The organism is Kutzneria sp. NPDC052558 (assembly GCF_044547355.1).
GTDB lineage: Bacteria > Actinomycetota > Actinomycetes > Mycobacteriales > Pseudonocardiaceae > Kutzneria.
On sequence record NZ_JBIUAG010000036.1, the window covers coordinates 32,184 to 54,871 of the forward strand.

The following is a 22,688-nucleotide window of genomic DNA, read 5'->3' on the forward strand; positions in this document are numbered from 1 at the left end:
AGCCACGGCTCAGCCCTCCAACACGTGCTTGATCAGCTCGTCGGCGTCCATGGCGTCGACGTCGTCGTCCGGGGCGTCTGCGGCCGGCGGCGCGAACTGGTCGAGCAGGTGACGTGCCAGCGGGGCCGGCGCGGGATAGTCGAACACGAGGGTGGCGGGCAGGCGTAACCCGGTCGTCTCGGCCAGGCGGTTGCGGAACTCCACCGCGGTCAACGAGTCGAACCCGAGCTCTCGGAATGGTTGGTGCGGTTCAATCTCCGCCGGATCGGCGTGGCCGAGCACGGCCGCCACCCGCCCACGAACGGTGTCGAGCGCGAACCGCTCCCGGTCCGGCCCGGCCAGGCCCGCCAGCCGCTCGGCCCATCCTCGCTCGCCGCCGGCGACACCGCCGCTGGCCGCCGGGCGGGCCGGTCGCACCAATCCTCTCAACACCAAGGGAATCTCGCCCGACCGGGCCATCGCCGCCAGGTCGAACCGCACCGGAGCCAGCTGGGACCGGCCGGAGCCCACCGCGGCGTCGAACAGGGCCAGACCGTCCTCATCGGACAGTCCGCGCGACCCGATCCGGGCCATCCGGTCCCGGTCGACCCGCTCGGTCATGCCGGTCGTGGACCGCCACCAACCCCAGGCCAGCGATGTTCCCGGCAGTCCACGGGCTCGGCGGTAGGCCACCAGTCCGTCGAGAAACCCGTTGGCGGCGGCGTAGTTCGACTGCCCCGGGTTGCCCGCCAATCCGGCGTAGGAAGAGAACACGATGAACGTCGACAGGTCGTGGCCGGCGGTGAGCTCGTGCAGCCACCATGCGGCGTCCACCTTGGGTCGCAGCACCGTGGCCAGCCGATCCGTGTCCACCTGCTCGAACACGGCGTCCGCCAACACGCCGGCCGCGTGTACCACCCCGGACAGCGGTCCGACCTCGTCGATCACCGCCGCCAGGGCGGCGCGGTCGGCCACGTCGCAGGCCACCACCCGGATGCGCGCGTCCAGGTCGGCGAACCTGTCGGCCATGCCGGAACGGCTCAGCACCACCACGTCGCGTACGCCGTGTTCGCGCACAAGATGCCGCACCAGCAGAGATCCCAGCCCGCCGGTGCCGCCCGTGACCAGCACCGGCCCCTCGATCCGCCCCGGCTCGGCCGCCACCGGCACCAGCCGGGGCACGCTCGCCGCACCGGCGTTCACCCGCACCTGCGGCTGCCCCGATGCCACCACCAGCGGCAGAACCCTGTCGTCGTCGGTGTCCACCAGCACCAGCCGGCCCGGGTGCTCCGACTGGGCCGACCTGATCAGCCCCCACACCGCCGCGCCGGCCAGGTCTTTGCCGCTCGCGCGCACCACCAGCACCCCGGAGTGGTTGCCCGCCAACCACTTCTGGACGTGGATCATCGTATCGGCCGTGATGCGGTGCACCTCGGCGACCACGTCCGCGCCGGTCGACGGCACCACGTGCAGATCGAACCCGACTGCCCCCGAATCGGCTCCGGGCAACGTCCACGGCGTCCACTCCACGGTGTAGAGCCCATCGACTGCACGGGCCCGCACGGCCGCCGGCGGTCTCATGACCAAGGACTCCACCGAAACCACCGGCTGTCCCGTCGAGTCGGTGGCAAGCACCGACAACGTCCCGTCGTCCGCGACCACCAGCCTGGCCCTCAGCTCGGTCGCCCCGGTCGCGTGCACCTCCACCCCGTTCCAGGCGAACGGCAGTCGCACCTGCTCAGCATCCACCGCTGCCGCGTGCAGAACCGCGTCGAACAACGCCGGGTGCAGCCCGAACCCGCCCACCTCGGCCCCGGTCCGCACCTCCGCGAACAGCTCCCCGCCGCGCCGCCACAACGCGGTCAGCCCCCGAAACGCCGGCCCGAACCGCAACCCGATGTCGGCCAACCGCTCGTAGCAGCCTGCCAGGTCGACGGGCTCAGCCCCAGCCGGTGGCCACTGCGCGGACACCGCGGATCGACCATCCACCGTGGACTGACGGAGGGAACCTACGGCGTGTCGGCGCCATTCGCCCGTGCTGAGCCGGGCGTGGATGGACACTTGGCGGCGGCCGGCCGGGTCTTCGGCGCCGACGGCGACCTGTACGGCAGCTGCGTGGCCCAGGGTCAGGGGCTCGTGGATGACCAACTCGTCGAGGACAGGGAAACCCACCTCGTCGCCAGCCCGAATGGCCATCTCCACCAGGGCGGTGCCGGGCACGATGACCGTGTCGGACAAGGCGTGGTCGGCGAGCCACGGCTGTGTGGCCGGGGAGAGCCGTCCGGAAAGGACGACGCCGCCGGTGTCGATGACGGTGGTCACCGCCCCCAGCAAGGGATGCGCGGCGGGGACGAGGCCGAGGCCGGACGCGTCGGCGGGCTCGCTGTTGGACAGCCAGAAGCGTTCGCGTCGGAACGGGTAGGTGGGCAGCGGGACCCGGTGGCCACCGGTGAAGACCTTGTCCCAGCGCACAGTGACGCCCCGAGCCCACACCGCGCCCAGCGCGGAGAGCATTGATCCGATCTCGGGGTGTTCGCGCCGCAGGGTCGCGGTGACGACGGCGTCCTGCGCGACGTCCTCGATCGCGCTGGTCAACACCGGGTGCGGGCTCACCTCGACGATCACGTCGATGCCGTCGGCGACGAGCGCGTCGACCGCGGCGTCGAAGCGGACTGTCTGGCGCAGGTTTCGGTACCAGTAGTCACCGTCCATTGTGGAGGTGTCGAGCCAGCGGCGGTCCACGGTCGAGTACAGCGGAATCGACGATGTGGTGGGGCGCAGCCCGGCCAGGGCGGCGGCCAAGTCGGCCTCGATCGCCTCGACCTGGGCCGAGTGCGACGCGTAGTCCACGGCCACCCGTCGTGCCCGCTCATCGGTCGCAAGTAGCTCCGCCAAGGCAGCGACCGGGCCCGAGACCACCACCGACGCCGACGAGTTCACCACCGCCACTGATAGTTCGCCGGCCAACACTTGTTCGACCTCGGCCAGCGGTCGGTGCACGACGGCCATGCCGCCCAGCCCGGCCAACGCTTTCAGGGCACGGCTGCGCAGGCACACGACCCGGGCCGCGTCGCGGAGCGAGAGTGCGCCGGCCACATGGGCGGCGGCGATCTCACCTTGCGAATGTCCCACCACGGCAACGGGTTCCACACCACAGGCACGCCACAGTTCGGCCAGCGCGACCAGCACCGCGAACAGCGTCGGCTGCACGACGTCGACCCGGTCCCACATCGCCTCGCCGTGCAGGACATCCGCAACCGACCAGTCGACGAACTCGGCCAGCGCGTGGTCGGTCCGCCGAATGCTGTCCCGGAACGCCGGCACGGACTCCCACAGCTGCCGGCCCATCCCCACCCACTGGGAACCCTGGCCCGGGAAGACGAAGGCCACCCGACCGGCGCCGGCGACACGACCGGCCAGATCACCGGCGGCTGCCTGGAACTCCTCACGGCTCGACGCCACCAGCACGGCCCGGCACGGCAACACCGGTCGGGCCAGCAACGACCGCGCCACATCCACCGGCGACTCGTCCACCGCCGCGATCCGCGCGGCCAGGGCGCGCAACCCGGCCTCGTCCCGGGCCGACAGTAGCCACGGCACGGGACCGTCGGCGATGAGCCCCGCGACCGGCTCCGCAACTTGTTCGGGTTCAACGCTTTCCAGGATGACATGCGCGTTGGTGCCGCTCACCCCGAACGACGAGACACCGGCCCTGCGAACCTCCGCCGACCAATTCCTGTTCTCCGTCAACAACTCCACCGCGCCCGCCGACCAGTCCACCGCCGGTGTCGGCTCGTCCACGTGCAAAGTCCTTGGCAGCACGCCATGCCGCATCGCCAACACCATCTTGATCACGCCGGCGACGCCGGCCGCCGCCAAGGTGTGGCCGATGTTGGACTTCAGCGACCCCAACCACAATGGCGTCGGCCGTTGCTGGCCGTAGGTGGCCAGGATCGCCTGGGCCTCGATCGGATCGCCAAGGCGGGTGCCCGTGCCGTGAGCTTCGACAACATCCACATCGGACGGGCGCAGTCCGCCGTTTGCCAGCGCGTCCCGGATGACCCGCTGCTGCGACGGACCGTTCGGCGCGGCCAATCCATTCGACGCCCCATCCTGGTTCACGGCCGAGCCGCGCACGACCGCCAACACCTGATGCCCCAGCCGCCTGGCGTCCGACAACCGTTCCACCAGCAGCAGCGCAAGCCCCTCCGACAGCGCCGTCCCGTCCGCCCCGGCCGCGAAGGCCTTGACCCGTCCGTCGACGGCGAGCCCGCGTTGGCGGCTGAAGTCGATGAACGGATTCGGGGCCGGCAGCACGGTCACGCCGCCGGCCAGCGCCAGCGAGCACTCACCGGACCGCAGCGACTGCACCGCCAAATGCAGTGCCACCAAGGACGATGAGCACGCTGTGTCGACGGACACCGCCGGCCCCTCCAGGCCCAGCGTGTACGCCACGCGGCCGGACACCACGCTGGCCCCGGTCGTCAGGGAGCCTTCGAGCTCCGGCGGCAGGGTGTGCATGCGGCTCAGGTAGCCGTTGTCGATCACGCCGGCGAACACGCCGGTTCGGCTGCCCTTCACCATCGCTGGATCGATGCCGGCCCGCTCCAGCAACTCCCACGACGCCTCAAGCAGCAACCGCTGCTGTGGATCCATGACGAGCGCCTCACGCGGCGAGATCCCGAAGAAGGCCGGGTCGAAATCGCCGGCGTCACCAAGGAATCCGCCCGTACGGGCGTAGGAGGTGCCCGGGTGGTCGGGATCATCGTCGAACAGTCCGTCCAGATCCCAGCCGCGATCGGTCGGGAACGCGCCGATGCCGTCTCCGCCAAGTGACAGCATGTCCCACAGCTGCTCCGGCGTCCGCACGCCGCCGGGCAGCCGGCAGGCCATCGACACGATCGCGATCGGCTCCGCCGCGTCGGCGGCCGGCTGGGGCGACGGCTCGGCGGCTGTCACGTCGGCCAGCAGGAACGCCGTTACGGCCAACGGGTTCGGGTGGTCGAAGACCAGCGTCGCCGGCAGCCGTCGACCGGTCGCGGCGGACAGCCGTTCGCCGAACTCAACCGCCGTCAGCGAGTCGAAACCCATCTCCTTGAACGCCTTGGCGTCACCGATGCGGTCGGTTCCCTTGTGTCCCAGCACTGCTGCCGCTTGGCCGCGCACCAGTGCCAGCATCCGACGCCGACGCTCGTCTTCCGAGAGGCCGGCCAGCCCCTCGGCCTCGGTGGCTGCGGTCGGCCGGGTCGGCCGCACCATTGCCCGCAACACCTCTGGAATCGTCGTCGCGCCACGGAAGACCGCCAGATCCAGCTTGGCCGGCACCACGGCGGCGGCGCCAAGCTCGGACGCCGCGTCGAACAGCGCCGTCCCCTCGTCGTCGGTCAGCGGCCGCAGACCGGCGCGGGCAATCAGGTGGTGATCGGCGGTGGTGAGCTGCCCGCTGAGGGCGCTGGCCCGCTGCCACGCACCCCACGCCAGCGACAGCCCCGGCAGTCCATGGGCCCGACGCTGCGTGGCCAGCGCATCCAGGAAGCCGTTCGCCGCGGAGTAGTTCGCCTTCCCGGCCGTGCCCAGCACGCCCGACACCGAGGAGAACAGCACGAACATCGACAGGTCGTGGCCGGCGGTGAGCTCGTGCAACCACCACGCGGCGTCCACCTTCGGCCGCAGCACGGTGGTCAGCTGGTCGGCATCCATGCCGGTGATGAGGCCGTCCGCCACCGTGCCGGCCGCGTGCACCACCCCGGACAGCGGGCCGACCTCGTCGATCACCGCCGCCAGGGCGGCGCGGTCGGCCACGTCGCAGGCCACGACCCGAACCCGGGCGTCGAGATCGCTGAGGTCCGGCGTCCGGCCCGAACGCGTCACGAGCACCAGGTCCCGGACGCCGTGCTCGGCGACGAGGTGCCGGGCGATCAGCCCGCCCAGGCCCGCCCCCGTCACCAACACCGTCCCCCGGCTCCCCTCGTCATGCGGGGAAGGACGCCTTACCCGCGTTCCCCGCACGGGGGTGAGCCGTGGCACCAGGACCTCGGCGGCGGTGATCCGGGCCTGAGTCAGCCCGGCGGCGACCACCGCCGGCACCAGGTCGGACGGTTCGGGACTGTCGATCAGCACCAGGCGGCCGGGGTTCTCGGTCTGAGCGGCGCGGACCAGACCCCAGACGGCGGCACCGGCCAGGTCGTCCGGGTCGGCGCGAACGACCAGCATCGGGCCGCCGCCGGCGAGCCGCCGCTGGATGTGGGCCATGGCCTCGGCGGTGATCCGGTGCACGTCGGCGACGACGTCCGAGCCGGTCGCGGGCACGATGTACTGGTCGAACTCGGCGGTCCCGGCCGGTGCGACCGGGTACGGGATCCATTCGACGGTGTGCAGGTGCCGCGCGGGCCCCGGCTCGGCCGGCCGGCTGGTCACCGAGTCGACCGACAGCACCGGGCGGCCGGCTGGATCGTGGGCGGCGATGGACATGCTGTCACCGTCGGCCCGCACGCAGACCCGCAGGGTGCGGGCATTGCCGGCGTGCAGACGGACCCCGTGCCAGGCATACGGAATCCGGGCCTCGCCGATGTCGGGGTCGCCGACCCGCAGCGCGGCGTCGAGCAGGGTCGGGTGAATGCCGAACCCGTCGGCCTCGACCGGGACGGCGACCTCCGCGCACACCTCGCCCAGAGTCGGGACGAGGTCGTCGGCTTGACGGAGGGTGCCGCGGGCGTGCCGGATCCATTCGCCGGCGTCCTCACGGGCGAAGATCGCCACTGCGCGCCGGCCGGTGGCATCGACGGGATCGACGCAGACCTGCACCGCCATCGGGCGTGCCAGCACCAGCGGCTCCGGCATGACCAGCTCGTCGAGCACGGCCAACCCGACCTCGTCACCGGCCCGGATCGCCATCTCCACGAGCGCCGAGGCGAGCACGGCGGGATCGGCCAGCCAGGGGTGGGCCGACGGGGAGAGCCGGCCCGACAGCACAACCGCGCCGCTGCCGCCGATCGTGGTGACCCCGCCCAGCAAGGGATGCGCCGCCGGCTCCAGGCCAAGCCCGGCGGCGTCGGCCGGCGCCGAGTCCTGGAGCCAGAACCGTTCACCCTGGAACGGGTACGTGGGCAGCTCCACCCGCCGCCCCGGCCCGACAACCGTCGCCCAGTCAATGGTTCGCCCCCAGCCGTGCACGGTCGCAAGGGCCTTCAACACCACCGCCACCTCATCGTGGTCCCGGCGGCCGGACGCCACGAACTGGCCGCCCGGGACACACTGCCGGGCCATGGCCGTCAACACCGCGTCCGGGCCCAACTCGACAAACCCGGCGACGCCCTGACCCGCCAACCACTCCACGCCATCAGCGAACCGCACCGTGGCCTCGACGTGCTCCAACCAATACTCCGCCGACATCGGTCGGGCAAGCCCACCAGTCACCATGGACACCAACGGAATCCGCGCCGACCCGAACTCGATCTCGGCCAACTCCGCCGCGAAGTCCTCCAACATCGGACGCATCAACGGCGAATGGAACGCATGGCTGACCCGCAACCACGACGTCTTGCACGCCACCCGGGCCGCGATCGCCTCCAGGGCCGTACGTTCCCCCGACAACACGACCGAAGTCGGACCGTTCACCGCCGCCACCGACACGGCATCGGCCAGCAACGGCAACACCTCCGCTTCGGAGGCCGCGACCGACAGCATTGCCCCGCCCTCGGGCAACGCCCCCATCAACCGCCCCCTGGTGCTCACCAACCGCACCGCATCCGACAGCGACAACACCCCCGCCACATGCGCCGCCGCGATCTCCCCCACCGAATGACCGCCAACGAAGTCCGGCCGAAAACCCCACGACTCCCACAGCCGGAACAGCGCCACTTCGAACCCGAACAACGCCACCTGGGCGAACTCCGTGTGGGTCAGGGCATCGGCGTGCTCGAACATCACTTCGCGCAGCCGGGGGTCGACCACCTGGTCCAAAGCCTCGGCGAACACCGGGAACCGGGCGTACAAAGCCTTTCCCATCCCCGACCACTGCGAACCCTGACCGGAGAACAACACCGCCACCGGTCCCTCGATCGGCCGGCCCACCACCAGATCGCCGTCGACGACGACGCCGCGAATCGGCAGCTCAGCCTTGCCCAGCAACGAGAACGCCACATTCTGGGTGGGAGCCAGCGCCCCGGCCATCGCGACCAGCGCGGACTCCGAGCGAGCCGACACCACCAACGGCGCCACACCGGCCGCGTCGGTCACCGACTCCGACGGCACCGCGACGCCCTCCAAGATCACATGGGCGTTGGTGCCGCTCACACCGAAAGAGGACACCCCGGCCCGGCGCACCTCGCCAGGCCAGTTCCTGGCCTCCGTCAACAATCGCACCGAACCCGCCGACCAGTCCACCGCAGGAGTTGGCGCATCCACGTGCAAAGTCCTTGGCAGCATGCCATGCCGCATGGCCAGCACCATCTTGATCACGCCGGCGACACCAGCCGCCGCCTGCGTGTGGCCGAGGTTGGACTTCAACGACCCCAACCACAACGGCGTCGAACGGTCCTGTCCGTAGGTGGCCAGCACCGCCTGCGCCTCAATGGGATCCCCGAGACGGGTGCCGGTCCCGTGCGCCTCGACGACATCGACATCCGCGGCCGACAGGCCGGCATTGGCCAGCGCCGCGCGGATGACCCGTTGCTGCGACGGACCGTTCGGCGCGGTCAAGCCGTTCGACGCCCCATCCTGGTTCACCGCGGAACCACGCACCACCGCCAGCACGGGATGCCCCAGCCGCCTGGCGTCCGACAGCCGCTCCACCAGAACCAGGGCGACGCCTTCGGACCATCCCGCGCCGTCCGCGGCGGCGGCGAACGACTTGCAGCGGCCGTCCGGCGCCAGCCCGCGCTGGCGGGAGAATTCCACAAAGGACGCCGGTGAGGACATCACTGTCACACCGCCGGCCAGTGCCAGCGCGCAGTCACCGGATCGCAGCGCCTGCACGGCTTGGTGCAGCGCCACCAACGACGACGAGCAGGCCGTGTCCACGGACACCGCGGGACCCTCGAAGCCGAAGGTGTAAGCGATCCGCCCGGACACGACGCTGCCGGCGCCGCCGACGCTCAGATATCCCTCCAGCTCGGCCGGAACCGACCGCAGGCGGGACAGGTAGTCGTGGTGCATGACACCGGCGAACACCCCGGTCGGACTGCCCCGCAAGGACAACGGATCGATGCCGGCCCGCTCGAGCAACTCCCACGACGCCTCGAGCAACAACCGCTGCTGCGGATCCATCGCAAGCGCCTCACGCGGCGAGATCCCGAAGAACTCCGCGTCGAACTCCGCAGCGTCGAGCAGAAACCCGCCGTGCCGAACGTATGCGGAGCCAGGGCGGTCGGGATCCTTGTCGAACAAGGCGTCCAGGTCCCAGCCGCGATCGGTCGGAAACGCGCTGATGCCCTCGCCTCCAGCGCACAGCATGTCCCACAGTTGTTCCGGGGACCGCACCCCGCCGGGCAGCCGGCAGGCCATCGACACGATGGCGATCGGCTCAGCCAGACCCGCGACCGGGGCGTCGAATCGATGGACCGGCTGCCCGTCGGTCAGCTCGGCGAGCAGGAATTCCGCGACGGCCACAGGGTTTGGATGGTCGAAGGCCAGTGTCGCCGGCAATGGCGAGCCGAGTGCGGCCGACAGCCGGGTGCGTAGCTCCACCGCCGTCAGCGAAGTCAACCCGATCTCTCGGAACGGCTGCCGCTCGCCGATCCGCCGCCCCCCGGCCAGCACGGCCACCTCGGCGATCACGGCGTCCAGCAACGCCGCCAGCCGCGACGAAGCCGGCAGCGCCAACACTTCCTCCCGCAGCCGGGGATTCACCGCGGCAGGCGCCAATTCGTGCCGCATGACGTGCACGAACACCTCGTCCACGGTCAACGCCGCGTCGAAGGCGGCGAGCCGGTCCTCCTCGGGCAGCGGCCCCCACGAGATGGCCCGCACCGGCAGGGCGGCGGCGGCACGACGCTCGGCGAGCTCGGCGAACGGCGTCGAGCATTCCGCCGCCACCGACAACACCAAGGGGCCGTTGGAGAGCTCGTGCAGCACGGTCGCCGCCGCCACCGCGTCCTGGAGGAACACGTCCGGCACCGAGCCGACCACGTGCACGATCCCCGACACCCGATGCCCGCCCAGCAGCGACGCCACGGCCTCCCGGTCGCGCAGATCGCAGGACACGACGGTCACCGGCAGGTCCGGCACCGACACCGGGTCCAGCAACAGCAGATTGTGTATGCCGTAGGCACGAGCGAGGTGCTCGGTCAACGCGGCGTCGGCCCCGCTCACCAGCAGTACCCCGTCCGGCTCGAACCGCAGCACGTCCGGTCCTGGACCGACCGGCGCCAGCCGGGGCGACAGCGATCCCCGCGCCGGCAGCCCGGTGGTGTCGTCGGCGGTCCCCGGCGACCACTCCACCCGGAACACCGAGTCGAAGTGACCCCGGCCGACCGCGCGCAGCCGGGCGGACTCGGTCCGCAGCCCGTGCCGCAGCACCTTGCCCGACGCCGTGCGCGGGATCGAGGAGACCTCATATATTTCGTCCGGGGTTTTGAAGTGCGCCAGCCGCTCGCGGCACGCCGCGTACGCCGCGTCCGGGTCGAAGCCCGGATCGGCCACCACAAAGGCGATCGGAACCTCGCCGAAGGCGCGGTGCGGCCGGCCGGTCACCGCGACGTCCCGCACTCCCGCCACGGCCCGCAGCACCTGTTCGATCTCGGCCGGGTGGATGTTCTCGCCGCCGCGGATCACGAGTTCCTTGATCCGGCCGGTGATCGTGACGTTGCCCCACTCGTCTCGCCGGGCGAGATCCCCGGTGCGGTACCAGCCACCCAGCATCGCCTCCTCGGTCGCCGCCGGCTGGTTGTGGTAGCCCACCATCAGATTCGGGCCGCTCACCCAGATCTCGCCCTCGACCCCGGTCGCGACGTCGACCCCGGTGTCCGGGTCGACCAGTCGCATCGAGATCCCGGGCACGGCCGGCCCGCACGACCCCGCGACCGGCGTCACCCCCGGCCGGTTGGCGGCGACGATGCCGCACGTCTCGGTGCTGCCGTAGCAGTCGAGCAGGCGCAGGCCGAAGGCCTCGTCGAACTCGGCCGACAGCGTCGGGCCGGCCGGCGCCCCGGTGGCGACGCAGACCCGTAGGCTTGGCAGCGACAACTCGCCGTCCAGGGCGGCGTCGATCAGGTAGCGGTACATGGTCGGCACGCCAACCAGGAACGTGAAGTCACCGCCCCGCAACGTGCTCAGGACCTGTTCAGGGTCGAACGACTCGACGATCCTTGCCGAGGCGCCGACCGCGGTCACCGACAGCACGCAGTGGATGTGGGCGAAACTGTGGAACAGCGGCACCGGCCACAGCACCCGGTCGGCCTCGGACAGTCCCAGCACGCCGACCGAGCTCGCCGCCACCGACCACAGGCAGCCGCGCTGGGTCGACATCACCGCCTTGGGCTGGCCGGTCGTCCCCGAGGTGTAGAGCATCCAGGCGATGTCGTCCAGGTCGAGGTCGTCCCGGGCCGGTTGCGGGGGACGCGTCGTGGCCAGGCGCTCGAACGATTCGGCGCAATCGCCGCCGACGACCACCACCCGCAGGTGCGGCCGCTGCCTCAGCACCGGTTCGATCTCGGGCAGGCGGACCTGTTCGGTGATCAGGATCCGGGCCGCGCTGTCGTCGAGCAGGTAGGCCAGTTCCGGGGCGGCGGCCGCCGGGTTCAACGGCACGCCGATGCCGCCGGCGCGGGCGATGGCCAGGTAGCTCTCGATCGTCTCCACCCGGTTGCCGAGCAGGATCGCCGCCCGGTCGCCGGGGTGCAGCCGCAGCCGCGCCAGGTGGCCGGCCAGCCGTCCGGTCCGCTTCGCCAGCTCCCGGTAGGTGACGGCCCGCCGCGAGTCGGCGAACGCGATCGTGTCGCCGCGATGTTCCGCGTGGTCGGTGAGCAGCTCGGCCAACGGGCGGATCAGATCCGGACGCACGATGACACCACTTCCGATCGGACGGGAACGAGGAGTCGAGTATCCGGCGGCATCGGTTCCGCCCGGCCCCCTAGCGACCCCCTAACGCACCCTAAGTCGGTGCGCGGCAAGGGTTTGGCCGACCGCGGCCGTTGGTAGCGTCGTCGGGGAGTCAAGGTTCCCGGTCGAGGGGCGGTAGGCATGTGCGGGGTAGCCGGTTGGGTGTCGTTCAGCCGAGACCTTTCGACGCAGCGGCCGACGGTAGAGGCGATGACGCACAGCATGGCCTGCCGGGGTCCGGACGAATGGGGCGTCTGGCTCTCGCCGCGGGCCGCGCTGGGGCACCGCCGGCTGTCGGTGATCGACCTGCCCGGCGGCACGCAGCCGATGTCGGTGGACACGCCCGGCGGTCCGGTCGTGATGGCCTACAGCGGCGAGACCTACAACTTCCGGGAGCTGCGGGCCGAACTCTCCGGCCGGGGGCACCGGTTCCGCACCGACAGCGACACCGAGGTCGTGCTGCGGGGATACCTCGAGTGGGGCGCCGCGGTCGCGGAGCGGCTGGTCGGCATGTGCGCCATCGGGATCTGGGACTCCCGGTACGAGCGGCTCACCCTGATCCGCGACCGGATGGGCGTCAAGCCGCTGCACTTCCAACGGTTCGAGGACGGGGTGCTGTTCGGGTCTGAGCCCAAGGCGATCCTGGCCCATCCCGGCGTCGACCCGGCGGTTGACACCGACGGGCTGCGGCGGATGTTCGCCGCCTGCGTGTGGTTTCGGGACGGCGTCTACTCGGGGCAGCGGGTGGTCGAGCCGGGAACGGTGGTGCAGATCGACCGGGACGGCGTGCGGGAGCACACCTACTGGCGGCTGACCGCGGCCGAGCACGAGGACGACCAGGCCACCACCATCGCCCGGATCCGGGACATGGTGGAGGACAACGTCCGGCACGAGTTGGTGGCCGATGTGCCGCTGGGTTTCCTGCTGTCGGGCGGGTTGGACTCCAGCGCGCTGGTCGCGGTGGCGAACCGGCGGATGGCCGACAGCGGGTCGCGGCCGCGCACGTTCTCGGTCGATTTCCCCGGCCAGGCCGAGAACTTCCGGTCCAGTCCCGAGCAGGACGCGGCCGACGCGCCGTTCGTGACGGCGATGGTCGAGCACCTAGGCTCCGACCACCGGCGGATCGTGTTGGACCACAAGCAGTTGAGCGATCCCGAGCTGCGCCGCGCGGTGGTGGCGGCATGGGACTGGCCGACCGGCATGGGGGATCTGAACTCCTCGCTGTACCTGCTGTTGCGGGCGGTGCGGGAGCATGTCACAGTGGCGCTGTCGGGCGAGGCGGCGGACGAGGTGTTCGCCGGCCACATCTGGCACCGGTCCGAGGACGCGCTGCGCGGCGGTCTGCTGCCATGGCACGCCACGCTGTTGTCACGGGTCGACCCGACGCCGTTCCTGACCGACGAAGTGCAGGCGGCGCTGGATATGCCGGTGTTCAACCGGGATCTGCACTCGGACACGGTGGCCGCGACGCCGCGGCTGGACGGCGAGGACGCGGACGAGCGGGAGGCGCGCACCGCCCGGTACGCCGGACTGGTCCACTTCCTCCGGTTCATGGAGGATCGTCTCGACCGGATGGCGATGGGGGTCGGACTGGAGACCCGGGTTCCGTTCTGCGATCACCGGCTGGTGCAGTACGCGTTCAACGTGCCGGGGCGAATGCATTCCTTCGACGGGCGGGAGAAGAGCCTGCTGCGTGCGGCGGTCGCCGATCTGCTGCCGGCCTCGGTGTCGCGCCGGCGCAAGAGCCCCTATCCGTCCACTCAGGACCCGATGTACGTGGAGGCGTTGCGGGAGCAGGTGCGGCAGGTGCTGGCCTCGCCGTCGGACCCGGTGTTCGACCTGTTCGACCGGAGCCGGGTCGTCACCGCCACGCAGGCCCCGACCGGCCAGCTCCTCGGCCCGCAGCGGGCGATGTTCGAGAAGCTACTGGACATGGTGGCCTGGCTGGATCTGCGCAGGCCGGCGCTGAAGATCGGGTGATCTTCAGTCCAAACAGGAGGGTTGCCGCTCTCGGGCGGCGACCTCCCAGAACAGCGGGCCGTCCTCGGTGCCGCGCAGCACGGCGCCGGCCCAGCGGGGCTCAAGCACCAGACAGCGGTCGCCGTAACCGGCCTCGAACGCCCGCCGGGCCAGGGTTTGCTCGGCGTCGGGCGGCCACCTGTCCGGCCGGCCCAGCAGCACCAGCAGGTCGCACTCGACCGGCGCCGCGATGGGTCCATCGATCCCGTCGGTCAGCGCGTGGAAGGCGACAGTGGCCGACAGCGGCCGGCTGATCCAGGCCAGCAACCACTCTCGCCCGGACTGGTGGCTCAGCTCGACGCACCGGAACTCGTCGTCAAGACGCCGGGCCTGGTCCAGCCATGCCCGCAACCCCTCGGCCCATCGCCGAGGACCGACGGCCGGCTCGGCGTCCATCGGCACGGCCAGCATGGCGAGCACATAGTCACGCACCACTGTGGACATCTACGACCTCCCGGCCAATTCCGTCGGCAGACCCGCGGCACGGAACGCCTCACGCACCACCGGGTCCTCGAACACGCCGCCACGGCACAGCATTCGGATCGTGGGCGCGGCGTTGTCGGCGACCGCCGCGCGCACGGCCGGCAGCGCCACCGACTCGGCGGCGACGCGATCGGCGTCGGGGAACCGCACGTCGTGCAGCGCGGCCCGCAGCGCCGCCTCGTCCGGCCGCAGGAAGGCATTGGTGATCACCGGCAGCAGCACGCCGATCTTACGCCGCAACGGGATCGGCAGCCGCGGCCACAGCAGGTCGAACAGGCGGCGGAAGTAGGCGTGGTGCAGGCCCTCGTCGGTGGCGTGGTCCTGGGCCACCTCGCGGACCGCCCGCTGCACGCTGGGATCCTTGGGCAGCTTGGTCAGGCTGCCGGTGATCAACGTCTCCGAGACCACGGTGAAGAACATCTTCAGCAGCGGGCGGTACACCGGCGGCTCGGCCGCGTACAGGCGGCGCAGGTCGCCGAGGAACGCCGGCTCGTGCGCGATCGGCGCGATCCCGGTCGCCTCGTGCACCGCCGCCAGCAGGGTGTTGGACATCTCGGCGTGCCCGGCCTCGTCGGTGTAGATGCGCAGCGCGTCGGCCTTCATGCCCGGCGGCAGCCACGGCAGAAACGCCGGGGAGTGCAGCAGGGCGCAGGTCTCGTTGACCGGCCCCATTTCCAGCCGGACCGTGAACTCCAGATATATATAGAGATTGTGCACGAGCAGCGCCTCGCGCACGCCCCGCGGCGCGGCCAGCACCCGTGGATGGGCCAGCGGCACGCACAGGTCCGGCGAGAAGAAGTGCTTGCCCGGCTCGAACTCGGCCCCACGGCGCGGTTTGGCCCGCACCCACGACCGCTCGTCCCACCGGGCGAAGCCGGAACGATAGTCCCCGTCGTCCAGCCGACCCACCTCGGTCACCGACCCGTTCCCTTCGCTCAGCGCCCGGCCCATCGCGGTGTGCGTTTCTCCGTGAACGCCAGCGGGCCCTCGACGGCGTCCCGGCTCGCCTGCCGCCGCTTCTCCCAGTGGTAGGCGGCATCGAACGCGTCCGGCAGCGGCAGGTCGACCGAGCGCAGCGCCGCCTCCTTGATCGCCCGCACGGCCAGCGGCGCGGCCGCCACCAGGTCGGCCACCCAGGCCTGGACACACCCGTCAAGCCGCTCGGCCGACACCACCTCGTTGACGAGTCCGTTGGCGTGCAACGTGTTCGCGTCCACCTGCCGGCCGGTCAGCAGCAGCCCGGTCGCGATCTTCTGCGGCAACTGGCGCACCAGCCGGAACACGCCGCCGGCCCCGGGCACCAGCCCGAGTCGCACCTCCGGCAGCGCGAACACCGAGCGGTCCGAGGCGATCACCAGGTCGCAGGCCAGCGCCAGCTCGAAGCCGCCGCCCAGCGCGTAGCCGTCGACCCGCGCCAGCACCGGTTTGCTCAGGTCGAACCGCTCGGTCAGCCGGGGCCAGCCGGGCCCGCCCCGGCTGCCGAAGGTCGAGGCCGGCCCGCCCGCCGCGTCGAGGCGGGCCCGTTCCTTGAGGTCCTGGCCGACCGAGAAGGCGCGGCCGCCGGCGCCGGTCAGCACCGCCACCCGGATCTCGTCGTCGGCCTCCACGTCGTCCCAGATCCGGCCGAGTTCCTCGTGGGTGCGCAGATCCAGCGCGTTGAGCACCTCGGGCCGGTTGATCGTCACCCAGGCGACGTGGCCCCGCTTCTCGTAGCGGACGCGGGTCATGTGAACCGGCCCACCTTCGCCACCACGTCGTCGGCGTGCATGCGCAGCGCCTGCTCTACGGCGAATTCCGCCAGGTAGCAACGCAAATCGTCGGGCGACTCCTCGGCCCTGTTCACCATCCGGCGGTTCGCGGCCACCGAGTCGGCGGACAGGGCGGCCGCGGCCCGGTCGGCCGCGGCGTCCATTTCCGACGGTTCGACCACCTCGTCCACCAGCGCGGCGGCCGCCGGCTCGGTCGCGTGGATCCGCCGGCCGCCCAGGATCATCTGCCGGGACAGCCGAGCGCCGACGGCCCGGGTGAGCCGCAGGTTGCTCACCCCCGGCACGATGCCCTCCTTGGCCGCCGGCAAACTGAGGTACGCGTCCGCGGCGGCGACAACGTGATCGACAACGAGCAGCAGTTGGCAGCCGCCGCCGATCGCGAACGTGTCGACCACGGCCAGCCATGGCTTGTCGACCAGCGGCGAGCGCCACCGGTCCGGGTCGTCGTGCCACAGCCCGCGGCGCATCTTGTTGAGGTAGCCCAGTTCCCGGCGCAGCAGAAAACCGACCAGGGTGATCTCGCCGGCGCTGATGCTCTTGAGGTTGATGCCGGCGCTGAACACCCGCCGCCCCCGGTAGCGGGGATGGGACATCTCGCCGCCGCGGATCAGTCCGACCCGCGTCGCCGGGTCCAGCAGCGCCAGGTCGACGGCGGTCTCCATGTCGTCGACCTGGCGTTCGTCCTCGGCGTTGAGGCAGTCGTCCCGGCACATCGTCAGCCGCGCGACGCCGTCGCGCCGCTCCACCCGCACCGACTCGGTCTCCAGCGTGCCGGTGCGTTCGAACTCCGGCAGCAGCCGCAGGGCGCGGGTGGTCGGCCGCAGCATCGAGTCCATCAGGTGCCGGCCTGCGGCCGGGGAGTCCAGCACGCCGCGCACGAAGATGCCCTGGTCGATCTCGAATCCCTCTTTGGCCGCCTGCGGCCGGGTCCGCTCGGCCGCAGGCCCCGGCACCAGCTCCGGGAAAGCGGCCGTCGCGGCGAGGACCAGCTCCTCGAGCCGCGGCCGCAGCCGCCGTCCATCGGTGAGCTTGTCGTACACGGCCTCGGCGTGCTCGGCCATGAACGCCACCCGGGACCGGCGGGCCGAGGTGTGCGCTGCCGCGGCCGCGGCCCGCTGCTCCGCAGTGCGGGCGTCGGGTGGCGGCAGAATGGCCAGCACCCGCTCGATGTCGGACGCGGTCTCGGCCAACCGGGCCCTGGCCTCGGAAAAGTCGGTCACGGCGTCCGGCCTCGTCGTAGGGCGCGGTCGCAGGCGGCGAGATGGGAGCCGAGCGCGTCCTCGAAACTGGTCCGCCCGGCGTCCAGCAGCAGCTGCCGGCGGATCGCCAGTTCCTGGCCGGCGATGTCGGCCGCCCGCTCGGCCACCGCCGCCACGGCCTGGTCCGGCTCCGGCGCGATCTGGTCCAGCAGGCCGAACGCCACCGCGTCCTCGGCGTCGATCGGCTCACCGAGCAGGGCCGCCCGGCGGACCCGGCCCGTCCCGGCCTGCCGGGCCAGCCGGTAGATCGCCATGCCCGGCCACGTCGCTTCGCCGTCCACCGGCACCACCAGGCGGGTTCCGGGCGCGGCGACCCGGACGTCGACAGCCAACAGGACGTCGAGCGCCGTGCCGCCGACATCGCCTGCGGCCACCGCGACCGTGGGCAGCCAGAGACGCTCCAGCCGCCGCACCGCGCGTTCCCACTTGGCCACCAGGCCCACGGTCAGGTCCGCCGGCCAGCCCGGCTCGGGGGCACCGGACACGTGCAGGGTCACCAGCCCTGAGGCGTCGAGATCCTCGGCGCGGTCGCACACCTGATTGAGGGCCTCGGTCGTCGGGGCCGACAGCGGCCGCGCCCCGTCCACCCGGACCTCGTCGATCGCCGGGGTCACCACTGGACCAGCGCCGTCTCGATGGTGGAGCCGGGCCCCATGGTCATCAGGACGCCGTACTCCCCCGGCTGGCACACGTCCTCGTCGAGCAGACGCTCGTAGGAGAACAGGAACGAGCCGCTGGAGACGTTGCCGTAGTCGTGCAGGACGCCGATAGTGTGCCGGACGTCGTGGCGGCTCAGGCCGAGGTTGACCACGGTCGCGTCGATGACCTTCTTGCCGCCGGAATGCACCAGCCAGTGCGCGATGTCGTTGCGGCGTAAACCAGTTCCGGTCAGCAGCCGGTCCACCACGACCTCCGCGTGCGCGCCGACCACGTAGGGGATCTCGGGGTCGAGGAAAAAGCTGAACCGGCCCTGGTCACGGTCCCAGTCGTAGCGCATGGCGTCGATGGCGTCGGTGACCAGCAGGCTGGCGAACTTGAGCAGGCGCGGGCCAGGCGCCTCGCCGTCGGCCACCAGCGCCACGGCCGCCGCGCCGTCGCCGAACAGGCTGTTGACCACGGCGGTGCGCATCGAGCCGTCGAAGGTGTACGCGGCCGAGCAGGCTTCGGCGCACAGCACGACCGCGAGCTCGCCGGGATGGGCGGCCGTCCAGCCGGCGACGACGTTGAGCGCGTTGAGCCCGGCGTTGCAGCCCATGCCGACGATGTCGGAGCGGCTGCAATGCGGGTCGATGCCCAACTGCCGGATCAGCAGCGCGCTCAGGCCGGGGGTGAGAAAGCCGGTGGACGTCACGCAGCACAGGTGGCGCAGGTCGGACAGGCTGGCGCCGGCCCGCTTGAGGCAGCCCTGCAACGCGGCGCCGCCCATCTCGACGGCAATCCGCTTGTGCTTGGCCAGCAGGTCGCCCTGCGGCTCGGGTTCGAGCCGGCCGGACGCGTCGGGCTCGGGCAGGGTGAGATGGCGGCGCTCGATGGCGCTGTTGAGGAACACCGACCGGACCCGGGGATCCTCGATCCGCATCAGGTCGAGCAGCTCCGGCTGGGTGACCGGCTCCCCGGACACGGCGGTGGCCACCCCGGCCATCCGGGAGATCTCCGACAGGCAGGCCGTCATCGCCCCACCACCCCTCGTCTGTCGCGGATCACCGCAACGGTCCTACAGCCCATTTCCCCTCCATCTCGGAGATCAACAAGCGCATTCACGAGTTTCGGCGATATTCACGAGAACCCAAGATCGTTCGGCTCCAAACGACAATATCGGGGTTAGATGTTTCGAGCAAGTGATACTCCGCCATCATCCGCATCGGCCGCCGTCAGCGGACGTGACGTCTCAGAACGGCAGGTGCGACTGGTCGGCCCGGACTGTCAGCCACTGCCATTGAGTGAATTCCTCGACACTCTGCTCGGCGCCATACCTCGTGCCATTGCCGGACGCGCCCCGACCGCCGAACGGCACAAACGCGTTGTCATTGATCGTCTGGTCGTTGACATGAGCGACGCCGGTGCGCAGCCGGGCGGCCAACTCCAGGCCGTGGACCGAATCGGCGGTGCGAATCGCCGCCGTCAGGCCGTGCTCGACGCCGTTGGCCACCCGCAGCGCCTCCTCCTCGTCCCGCACCACCAGCACCGGCGCGACCGGCCCGAAGACCTCTTCGGCGAAGGCCGGCGCGTCCGGGCTGTCGACCTGGATCACGGTCGGCCGGTGGAACAGCCCGTCCGCGCCGCCACCGGCCCGCAGCACCCCGCCACCCGCGAGCGTGTCCTCGACGATGCGCCGCACCCGCTTCAGCTGGACCTCGTCGATGATCGGCCCCAACTGCACGTCCTGCGTCCAGGGATCGCCGACCCGCAGCGCGTCCGCCCGCGCGGCCAGCCGGTCGAGGTACTCCTCGGCGACCTCGGCCACCACGATGTGCCGGCCGGCCGCCATGCACACCTGGCCCTGGTGGAAAAACGCCCCCCAGGCTCCGGCCGAGGCGGCCGCGTCGACATCGGCGTCGGCCAGCACGATCATCGCGTTGTTGCCGCCGAGCTCCAGCGACACCCGCTTCAGCAGGCCGCCGGCCCGCTCGCCGATCTGCCGCCCGACCGCCGTCGACCCGGTGAACGCGATCATCGCGACCGCCGGATGGGCCACCAGCGCCCGGCCGGGGTCGGCCGGTCCCGGCACCACCTGAAGCAGGTCAGCGGGCAGGTCGGCCTCCTCGAACAGTCGCGCGATCACGTGCCCGCCGGACACCGCGGTCCGCGGGTCCGGCTTCAGCACGACGGCGTTGCCGAGCGCCAGTGCCGGCGCGACCGCCCGCATGGCCAGCAGCAACGGGAAGTTCCACGGGCTGATCACGCCGACCACGCCGAGCGGCACCCGGCGCGCGTGGCTGCGCCGACCGGGCTCGGCCGGCAGCAGGACCCCGTGCGGCCGGGTCGGCAGCGAGGCCGCCACCCAGAGTTCGTCCAGCGTCGAGGCGACTTCGTGCTCCGCCTTGGCCCGAATGCCGCCGCCCTCCCGGATCAGCCACTCGACCACGCATTCACGGTTCGCGGCCAACGCCTGCGCAGCCCGACGCAGCACCGCGGCCCGCTCCACCGCCGGGGACGCGGCCCACGCCGGCTGCGCCTCGACGGCGGCCTGCACGGCCACGTCGACGTCCGCTGCCGAGGCGACGCCGATCGTGGCCAGCAGGGCGCCGGTCGCGACCTCGCGCACCGTGGCAGTGCCGCCGGACAGCGAGACGCGGGGTTCGATGAATGCCATGTCACGTCCTCGTCGATCGTGCGCCGTGTCCGGTGATCGGCACGTCGATCAGCAGCGGCGACGGCGAGGAGGCGCCCTCGCGGACCAGCTTCGCCAGATGTTCGGTGCTCTCTGCGCGGACCGCCCGGATGCCGAAGAACTCGGCGGCGCGGGTGAAATCCAGCACCGGCGGGGCCAGATCGAGGCCGACGTGAGTGTGCCGGGTGGACCGGCTGTGCCAGGAGTCCAGCGTGTCCTTGAGGGTGCGGTACTCGCCGTTGTTCATCACGACAAAGGTCACCGGCACCTCGTAGCGGGCCGCCGACCACAGTCCCTGCAGGCCGAACAGCGTGCAGCCGTCGCCGAGCACGGCCACCACCGGCCGGGTCGGATCCCCGAGCCGGGAGCCGGTCGCCGCCCCGATCCCCCAGCCGAGGCCGCCGCCGACGGTGTGCACCAGGGAGCGGGGCCGGTCCAGCCGCAGCATCGAGCGGAGCAGGACGCCGGAGGTGATCGCCTCCTCGACCACGACCGCGTCGTCGGGCAGGCCAGCGACGATGCCGTGCACAGCGGCCAGCGGATCCATCGGGGAGTCGCCGTAGCGGTGCAGCGCGTCGGCCTCGAACGCGGCCCGCCGCTGCGCCGCTCGCCGGCCGGCGAGCTCGATCCGCGCCTTCGCGTCCGGCACGCTGCCGGCCAGCGCGGCCCCCAGCGCCTCCAGCGTCGGGCCGAGGCCACCGACCAGTCCCACGGCCACCGGGAAGTTGCGGCCGACCTCGGCGGGATCAACGTCCAACTGCACCACGGCCACCCCGTCGGGAATCGGGGATCCTGGCGTGTAGTGGTGGGCCATGAAGGCGTGGCAGCCGACGATCAGGACCACGTCGTGGCCGGCGAGCCCGTCCCGGATCGCACGGTGTGTCGGGGCCAGGCCGCCGGCGTGCAGCGGATGCGAGGCCGGGAAGTTGACGCCGTCGTTCATCGGCTGGTCATAGACCGTGGCGCCGATCGCCTCGGCCAGTGTCACCAGTTCGGCCAGCGCGCCGCGGCGGCCGACGTCGTCCCCGGCGACCACCGCGGGATGCCGGGCCTCGGCCAGCAGCTCCACCGCCGCGGCGATGTCGCTCGGGGCGCCGGGCGGCGTCAGCGGCGACTTCACCGGCGTCGCGACCGGCTCGTCCTCCTGGAGCAGGTCCATGGGAACGGACAGGAACACCGGCCCGGCCGGCGGCTGGACGGCCAGGGCGAACGCCCGGCGCAGCAGGACCGGCAGGTCGGGCCCGTGCCGCACGTCGAAGACGGCCTTCACGGCCGGCTTGGCCAGTCCGACCAGGTCGCCGGACAGCATCGGGTCGCCGGCCAGGTGGCGGCGGTCCTGCTGGCCGGCGGTGACCACCATCGGGGTCCGGGACCGGGTGGCGTTGAGCAGCCCGATCAGGCCGTTGGCCAGCCCGGCGGCGATGTGCAGGCTCACGAACGACGGCCGACCGGTCGCCCGGGCGTAGCCGTCGGCCATCGCGACCACCGAGCCCTCGTGCACGCCGAGCGTGAACTCGATGTCGTCCCGACCGGCCAGCGCGTCCAAAAAAGGCAGCTCGGACGTTCCTGGATTACCGAATACTCGGTCGACGCCCTCGTCGGCGAGCACGCTCAGCATGGCGTCGATCGGCCGCAGCCGATTGTCGCTCACAATGCCCATCCATTCACGCCATTCAGGCTCGCACCTTCGCCACCGGCCCGAACCCCTGTTCACCCCCTAGCAGGCCCTACACCAGCCGTCAGCGACGCGGAAAGGCCAGTACTGCGCGCGTCAATCAATCGCTCCGTTCATCGCCGGCCGGGCGGGCC

General features: G+C 71.7%; 10 protein-coding genes. 1 reads left to right on the forward strand and 9 read right to left on the reverse strand.

All coding sequences use genetic code 11. The features are described from left to right. Positions 1–9: 9 nt before the first annotated feature. Entirely contained in the window at positions 10–11,979 is an 11,970-nt protein-coding gene (locus tag ACIG5F_RS40940; protein WP_396525528.1) for an SDR family NAD(P)-dependent oxidoreductase, read from the reverse strand. Positions 11,980–12,159: 180 nt separating this feature from the next. Here ACIG5F_RS40940 and asnB point away from each other — a divergent pair, with 180 nt between their 5' ends. Then, complete coding sequence (asnB, locus tag ACIG5F_RS40945) at positions 12,160–13,998, forward strand: asparagine synthase (glutamine-hydrolyzing) (RefSeq protein ID WP_396525529.1); 1,839 nt, start codon at positions 12,160–12,162, stop codon at positions 13,996–13,998. A gap of 3 nt (positions 13,999–14,001) precedes the next feature. Here asnB and ACIG5F_RS40950 read toward each other — a convergent pair whose 3' ends face one another. From ACIG5F_RS40950 to ACIG5F_RS40985, 8 genes are all read right to left on the reverse strand, one after another. Then, complete coding sequence (locus ACIG5F_RS40950) at positions 14,002–14,481, reverse strand: hypothetical protein (protein ID WP_396525530.1); 480 nt, start codon at positions 14,479–14,481, stop codon at positions 14,002–14,004. Then, on the reverse strand, positions 14,482–15,438 hold the full coding sequence (locus ACIG5F_RS40955) for a diiron oxygenase (RefSeq protein ID WP_396525531.1): 957 nt from the start codon (positions 15,436–15,438) through the stop codon (positions 14,482–14,484). A 17-nt stretch (positions 15,439–15,455) separates the two neighbouring features. Beyond that, positions 15,456–16,247, reverse strand: coding sequence for an enoyl-CoA-hydratase DpgD (gene dpgD / locus ACIG5F_RS40960; protein WP_396525532.1), 792 nt, complete (start codon positions 16,245–16,247; stop codon positions 15,456–15,458). Beyond that, positions 16,244–17,509, reverse strand: a complete 1,266-nt coding sequence (dpgC, locus tag ACIG5F_RS40965) for a (3,5-dihydroxyphenyl)acetyl-CoA 1,2-dioxygenase DpgC (RefSeq protein WP_396525533.1) — start codon at positions 17,507–17,509, stop codon at positions 16,244–16,246. The genes dpgD and dpgC overlap by 4 nt, the downstream gene beginning before the upstream one ends. Next, entirely contained in the window at positions 17,506–18,162 is a 657-nt protein-coding gene (dpgB, locus tag ACIG5F_RS40970; protein WP_396525534.1) for an enoyl-CoA-hydratase DpgB, read from the reverse strand. The genes dpgC and dpgB overlap by 4 nt, the downstream gene beginning before the upstream one ends. Continuing rightward, positions 18,159–19,220 (reverse strand): 3,5-dihydroxyphenylacetyl-CoA synthase DpgA, encoded by a 1,062-nt coding sequence (gene dpgA / locus ACIG5F_RS40975; protein WP_396525535.1) that lies wholly within the window; start codon positions 19,218–19,220, stop codon positions 18,159–18,161. Before dpgA ends, dpgB begins: the two co-directional genes overlap by 4 nt. Before the next feature lie 216 nt (positions 19,221–19,436). After that, complete coding sequence (locus ACIG5F_RS40980; RefSeq protein ID WP_396525536.1) at positions 19,437–20,861, reverse strand: aldehyde dehydrogenase family protein; 1,425 nt, start codon at positions 20,859–20,861, stop codon at positions 19,437–19,439. Position 20,862: 1 nt separating this feature from the next. Then, positions 20,863–22,530 carry a thiamine pyrophosphate-binding protein gene (locus ACIG5F_RS40985; protein ID WP_396525537.1) on the reverse strand — a complete coding sequence of 556 codons (1,668 nt, stop codon included), beginning with the start codon at positions 22,528–22,530 and terminating at the stop codon, positions 20,863–20,865. Positions 22,531–22,688 lie beyond the last annotated feature (158 nt).

Coding starts and splice junctions, on each gene's coding strand:
- dpgD (WP_396525532.1), bottom strand. CDS start 16,247: ATGACCCGCGTCCGCTACGAGAAGCGGGGCCACGTCGCCTGGGTGACG.
- asnB (WP_396525529.1), top strand. CDS start 12,160: ATGTGCGGGGTAGCCGGTTGGGTGTCGTTCAGCCGAGACCTTTCGACG.
- ACIG5F_RS40980 (WP_396525536.1), bottom strand. CDS start 20,861: ATGGCATTCATCGAACCCCGCGTCTCGCTGTCCGGCGGCACTGCCACG.
- dpgA (WP_396525535.1), bottom strand. CDS start 19,220: ATGACGGCCTGCCTGTCGGAGATCTCCCGGATGGCCGGGGTGGCCACC.
- ACIG5F_RS40950 (WP_396525530.1), bottom strand. CDS start 14,481: ATGTCCACAGTGGTGCGTGACTATGTGCTCGCCATGCTGGCCGTGCCG.